The organism is Clostridium vitabionis, from assembly GCF_015351765.1.
In the GTDB taxonomy this organism is placed as follows: Bacteria; Bacillota; Clostridia; order Lachnospirales; family Lachnospiraceae; genus Clostridium_R; species Clostridium_R vitabionis.
This window is the reverse complement of record NZ_JADKQA010000014.1, coordinates 1-5,690: the sequence shown is the minus strand read 5'-3', so window position 1 is coordinate 5,690 and position 5,690 is coordinate 1. Positions and strand designations below refer to the sequence as shown.

Genomic DNA, 5,690 nt, shown 5'->3' with positions numbered 1-5,690 from the left:
AGAAGAGGAAGACTGAAACGGGAAAAACTTCCAGAGACTGCAAAGAAGCTCGTTATCTGGTGCTTTAGTTGTAAAATCTCTGGAAGTTCACATAAAAGAAAACCAGAAGAATGACGCCAATGACGTCAGTAAGTCTGATGCCGATGACGCCGATGGCGTTAATGACACTTATGAAAGGAATGCAATGAACATACAGATTTTCGGAACGAAGAAATCCAGGGATTCCCAGAAGGCGGAGCGCTTCTTCAAAGAGCGCGGCATCAGATTTCAGTATGTGGATATGAAGTAGAAAGGTCTTTCCAAAGGAGAACTGGAATCCGTCTGCCGCGCGGTCGGCGGTCTCGATGCCATGATCGATCCGGAATGCAGGGATAAGGATTTGCTGGCATTGATCAGGTATATTGCTGAGGAGGATCGGGCGGAAAAAGTTCTGGAGAATCAGTCCGTACTGAAGCTTCCGATTGTCAGAAACAGGCGTCAGGCGACGGTGGGATATCAGCCGGAAGTCTGGAAATCGTGGGCATGAAGCCGCTTCCGGGGAGATTTCAGAAAGGATCACGATGTTCAGCATTGGACAAAATGACCTCTTCCATGTGTATATACCGACACTCAATCATGATTGCATTTGTCGCATCTCTGTGTCTGATTGCTTCCGCCTGTCCGACAGGATCAAACGTGGCAGTGTACGCACAGCTGCACAATAAAGACTATCCATATGCCGTGGTAGCGGTCGCTTTCACAATCATCCTTTCGGCCGTTACGATTCCTGTAATCGTGAATATCGCGGGCTGTTTATGGTAATCAGCCAATCAATGTTGTGCAGAATGAATACAGACGGCATCAATGGTCTGACTGATGCCGGCAGTGCCTTGAACATCCCGGATTGAAACGATAAGATGAATTCAGAAACGGCAGAACTTGCTTTGAAACAAAGTGTTCACACGGGGAGGCTGTATCCGTGATTTTATCCATGAGGCATGCAAGGATTGACAGATCCGTCACGGGGCAGTCAATTCCTCACGGGGCGGCGGGGAAGGTGAAGATTCACATGAGGAAATTTACGATAGAGAAGAAAAACGGAGCGCGGATCCCGTGCGAGCGGTAAATGAGTACATCGGCATCGATCGGGGGCGTATATGCATGAGAGGAAAGCGCAGGAGAACGGATAAAAGCAGAGCAGGGAACAGAAGCGGATGTCTGAAACCGATTCTGATTTTCGTCGCGATCTGTTTTGCCTTTGTATACTTTGCCGGGACATCAGGCAGCAGCAATATCGCAGATGCTTCAGCGCAAGCACCTGCAGCGGCGGGGAATACAGCACAGACAGGGAGCGATCCGCTTCCGTCAGATGATGTGTCTTTGAGTCCGACGCGGACAGCGGCAGAAGCAGCATCGGCAGCCGCAGAGACTGCTGCCCCGTCAGCGGATCTCAGCGCTGCGGAAACTCCGGCGGATGCTGCACCTGCAGATTTGGCGCAGGAGCAGTCCGGGGAGAATGCATTTGACCTTTCGTCCGTTCCCGCCTATGCCGGAACGCCTTATATCGAAATCAACGGGAATGAGCCTTACTTTACAGCCGGAGATCTCACTGCAGTTTCCTATGAATCGTACAGTCCGCTCGATGGCCTGGGCCGGTGCGGGGCAGCGATTGCGTCGGTCGGGCGGGATCTGATGCCTTCGGAACCGCGCGGCAGCATCGGCATGATCAAGCCGTCCGGATGGCATACGGTGAAATATGACGGCATCGACGGAAATTATCTGTACAACCGCTGCCATCTGATCGCCTATGAGCTGACCGGGGAGAACGCAAATGAACGGAACCTGATTACCGGCACCAGATATCTGAATACAGAAGGCATGCTGCCTTTGGAAAATCGCACGGCCGATTACGTGACGGCGACGGGAAATCATGTGCTGTATCGGGTGACGCCGGTCTTTGAAGCCAATAACCTGGTTGCCGCGGGCGTTCTCATGGAAGCCGAATCTGTGGAAGACGGCGGAAAAGGAATATCATTCTGCGTGTTCTGCTATAATGTCCAGCCGGGAATCACGATCGATTATGCGACGGGGGACAGTTCCGGACCGGAGTTTCAGGGCTCTGTGCAGCAGCAGACGCTGGAGCAGCAAATCGCAGATGCGAAAACAAACACCGCGCCGGCTGCATATCCGAAAGACGTATCGGATGGGACAAGGTATGCTCTGAATCAGAATACAAAGAAGTTCCATTACCCGGACTGTTCTTCGGTAGATCAGATCAAACCGAAGAACTATGCGGAAACCACGAAAACGCGGGACGAACTGATTGCGGAAGGCTATCAGCCCTGCGGACGATGTCATCCGTGAAAGATCAGGATAAAAATTACAAGCATCAATATTGTTTGACTTTCTGCTGGATCCGGATAGCCTGGAGAAACTCTGAGGAATCTGTCGTTACGATATCAGCCGTCCGGGCATATACGGCAGCGCACGGCTATCCGTTCCATGCCTTTCCGGGCGAGAGGAGGAGCAGAATATGTGGAAATGTCCGGTTTGCGGAAGAACGTTTCAGAAGGTGAATCAGCAGCATTACTGCGGGCGGATGCCGGCGACCGTCGACGAGTATCTCTCGGAACAGCCGGATAAGATACGGCCGATCCTGGAACAGACAAGAAGGATTCTGCGCGAGGCGCTGCCTGACTGCACGGAGAAGATTTCCTGGGGCATGCCCACGTACTGGAAAAAAAGGAATCTGATACACTTCGCGGCGCAGAAGAATCACCTCGGCATCTACCCCGGACCGGAAGCAATCGAAGCCTTCCGGGAGAGACTGCAGGATTACCGGACATCGAAGGGAGCGATTCAGTTTCCTTACAATCGCGAAATCCCGTATGAGTTGATTGCAGAGATCGCGAAGTGGGCTTATGAGCAGGCGGGGGAATGACAGGTCCTTAGTGCATCGCCCGGTCACTCGCCGATCAAAAGAATTGACAGGTACGTCGTTTTGGTCGTTTCACCTCATTGCCCACGATCAGCGCCTGATTGCTTTTGCGGCGATCACTCCGACTGCGGCTTCGAGCGCGGCCACATCATCCGCCAGGCTCATGCTGGGGACGCCTTCCATGCCGGCTGCCTGAGCGGGAAGGCAAGGAATATGGATAAAACCGCTGCGCATCTGCGGGAAATCCCTGCGGATATGATACTGCACGCCGTACAGCACATGGTTGCAGACGAAAGTGCCCGCCGTGTCGGAGAGAGACGCCGGAATGCCTCTGGCACGGATCGCTTCCACGATCGCACGGTTCGGCAGCGTCGAAAAATATCCGTCCGCCCCGTCCGCGAAGATAGGCTCATCCACGGGCTGATTGCCTTCGTTGTCGGCGATCACGGCATCGTCGAGATTGATGCCGACCCGTTCCACCGTGATCATCGCCCGTCCGCCGGCCTGTCCGACGCTGAGCACGGCATCGGGCTGCGTCCGGTCCATCGCGTCGCGGATCACCTGAATAGATCTGTAAAAAACGGTCGGGACCCGCAGCCGGAGAATCTCTGCGCCTGCGACCCGATCTTCCAGACGGCTGACAGCCTCCCAGGCCGGATTGACGGTATCGTGATTGAACGGCTCAAAGCCGGTAACCAGTATTTTCATGCCAATGCTGCCTCCATGTTTCTCATCCAGCAATTATGCTGCGGCAATCTTCCGCGGTGTTTCTTCATCCCGTAAGAGTAACACCGATGGAGATGATTGCCAATACTGCGCAAGGCCGGCCGGCTCTTTGCCGCTGTTCCATGCTGCGGCAAAAGCGGGAATGCGGCGCGGACACATGCGCGGCAGGAAGATTGAGAAGCAGGGCGGCGAGGGTTATAATACGGATATCGAATGACATCGGGTTCCGGGGCAGCGGCCGCGCTATGCAAGCGGAGCCGTGTCTTCAGAGACAGAGGACAGAAAGGAAGAAAATTATTATGGCAGATAAGCATGTAAAGGCGATTGAAAGACTGCAGGCGGAGGAATGTGTCAAAAATCTCAGAAAGCATAATTTTGACGCGGATTTCTTTGAGACGGGGGCTGAGGCGGCTGCCTGGCTGAAGGAGCATATCCCGGCGGGCAGTACGGTCGGAATCGGCGGCAGCATGACGCTCTCCGAGCTGGGAATCACGGACTGGCTGACGGGAAATCCGGATTACAAATTCCTCGACCGCTACCATACCGACGACGTGCAGAAGGTCTTCCGGGAATCATTTTTTGCGGACGTTTATCTGATGAGCTCCAACGCCGTAACGCTCGACGGCTGCCTCTACAACGTTGACGCAAACGGAAACCGCGTGGCGGCGCTGATCTACGGGCCGAAGAAGGTCTATGTGATCTGCGGCGTAAACAAGATCGTTCCGACCCTGGACGATGCGATCACGCGCGTACAGCAGATCGCGGCGCCGGCAAATAACGTGAGGCTGCAGAGACCCAATCCGTGTACGGAATTCGGCCATTGCGTGAAGTGCGTGAAGGATTCCAGCATCTGCAACCAGTTCGTCATCACCCGCCGCTCCGGCAGGCAGGGCAGAATTCATGTCCTTCTCGTGAATGAGGAACTGGGCTACTGATTGTGACAGGCAGGCGTTCTCGGAGGCAGCCAGGAGGATCTGAGCATCGGGTTGGGGAAAGGAATGGGCGGCGATGGCATTTTCCAGAGAAGAACTGAAAAGGTATTCCAGGCAGATCGCGGTGAAGGAGATCGGGATCGCCGGACAGCAGAAGCTCTCGGAGGGCAGCGTGCTGGTGATCGGCGCGGGCGGACTCGGAAGCAGCGCGCTGATGTATCTGGCGGCGGCAGGCGTTGGAAGAATCGGGATCGCGGATTACGACCGCGTGGATCTCTCGAATCTGGAGCGGCAGATCATCCACCGGACGGACCGCATCGGTATGGAGAAGACGAAATCCGCTGCCATGACGCTTCAGGCGATCAATCCGGAGGTCCGCACGGAGCTCTATCAGGAACGGGTCACGCCGGACAACATCACGGATCTGATCAGGCCGTACGATATCGTGCTGGACGCGACAGATCATTTCGAGAACAAGCTTCTGGTCAATGACGCCTGCGTGCTTGCAGGGAAGCCTTTCGTGCACGCTGGCGTGCTCGCGATGAGCGGACAGATCATGACATGGCTTCCGGGTGAGGGACCGTGTCTTCGCTGTCTTTCCGGCTCCGCGCCGGGCCTTGCCGAGATGCCTTCCTGCCGCGAGGCGGGTGTGGTGGGCGCCGCGGTCAGCGTCATCAGCAGCCTGCAGGCCATGGAGGCGATCCGCTTTCTGATCGGGAAAGGAAAGCTTCTGACAGGGCGGCTTCTGCACTATGACGGGCTGACGTGCACGTTCGATGAGACGGAAATTCCGGAGCATTCGCCGTGGTGCCGGGTCTGCGGGGAACACCCGGATATCCGGAGCCTGACGGACCATCCGGAGGAATACGTCATCTCCTGCGGCGCGTGATCCTTCGGCATAGAGGCATGGATGCTGAACCAGTGCGGTTTCGGGGCACATCATCACCCGCTGAGCGGGATATTTTGACAAAATTCCCAAAAAGTTCATTTATACAAAAATATTTGAGGCTATAATCAAAAACAGGTCGGTTGAAATCCGAAGTTCCAGTTTGAAGGGGTAACTTCTACCATTGCCTGGATTGCAACCGAAAGTTCCATTTTTTCGCCCCGTGCTA

Annotated in this window: 5 protein-coding genes and 1 pseudogene; 5 read left to right on the top strand and 1 reads right to left on the bottom strand. The window is 54.9% G+C overall.

What is annotated here, in order from left to right; translation table 11 throughout:
• Positions 1–184 precede the first annotated feature (184 nt).
• The 3 genes and pseudogenes from ISF27_RS13665 to ISF27_RS12900 form a co-directional block, all read left to right on the top strand.
• Positions 185–286, top strand: a pseudogene (locus ISF27_RS13665) (arsenate reductase family protein); the annotation flags it as partial.
• A 1,184-nt stretch (positions 287–1,470) separates the two neighbouring features.
• On the top strand, positions 1,471–2,343 hold the full coding sequence (locus tag ISF27_RS12905; protein WP_235986435.1) for a DNA/RNA non-specific endonuclease: 873 nt from the start codon (positions 1,471–1,473) through the stop codon (positions 2,341–2,343).
• Positions 2,344–2,512: 169 nt separating this feature from the next.
• Positions 2,513–2,920 carry an iron chaperone gene (locus tag ISF27_RS12900; protein ID WP_194611883.1) on the top strand — a complete coding sequence of 136 codons (408 nt, stop codon included), beginning with the start codon at positions 2,513–2,515 and terminating at the stop codon, positions 2,918–2,920.
• A gap of 87 nt (positions 2,921–3,007) precedes the next feature.
• Here ISF27_RS12900 and pcp read toward each other — a convergent pair whose 3' ends face one another.
• Positions 3,008–3,625, bottom strand: coding sequence for a pyroglutamyl-peptidase I (gene pcp, locus ISF27_RS12895; protein ID WP_194611882.1), 618 nt, complete (start codon positions 3,623–3,625; stop codon positions 3,008–3,010).
• Between the two features lie 317 nt (positions 3,626–3,942).
• Between pcp and ISF27_RS12890 the strand changes: the two genes are divergently transcribed.
• Both ISF27_RS12890 and ISF27_RS12885 read left to right on the top strand, forming a co-directional pair.
• A complete protein-coding gene (locus tag ISF27_RS12890; RefSeq protein ID WP_194611881.1) occupies positions 3,943–4,578 on the top strand; it encodes a lactate utilization protein in 636 nt (211 codons plus the stop codon).
• A gap of 73 nt (positions 4,579–4,651) precedes the next feature.
• Positions 4,652–5,464, top strand: coding sequence for a HesA/MoeB/ThiF family protein (locus ISF27_RS12885; protein WP_194611880.1), 813 nt, complete (start codon positions 4,652–4,654; stop codon positions 5,462–5,464).
• The last annotated feature ends 226 nt before the right edge of the window (positions 5,465–5,690 follow it).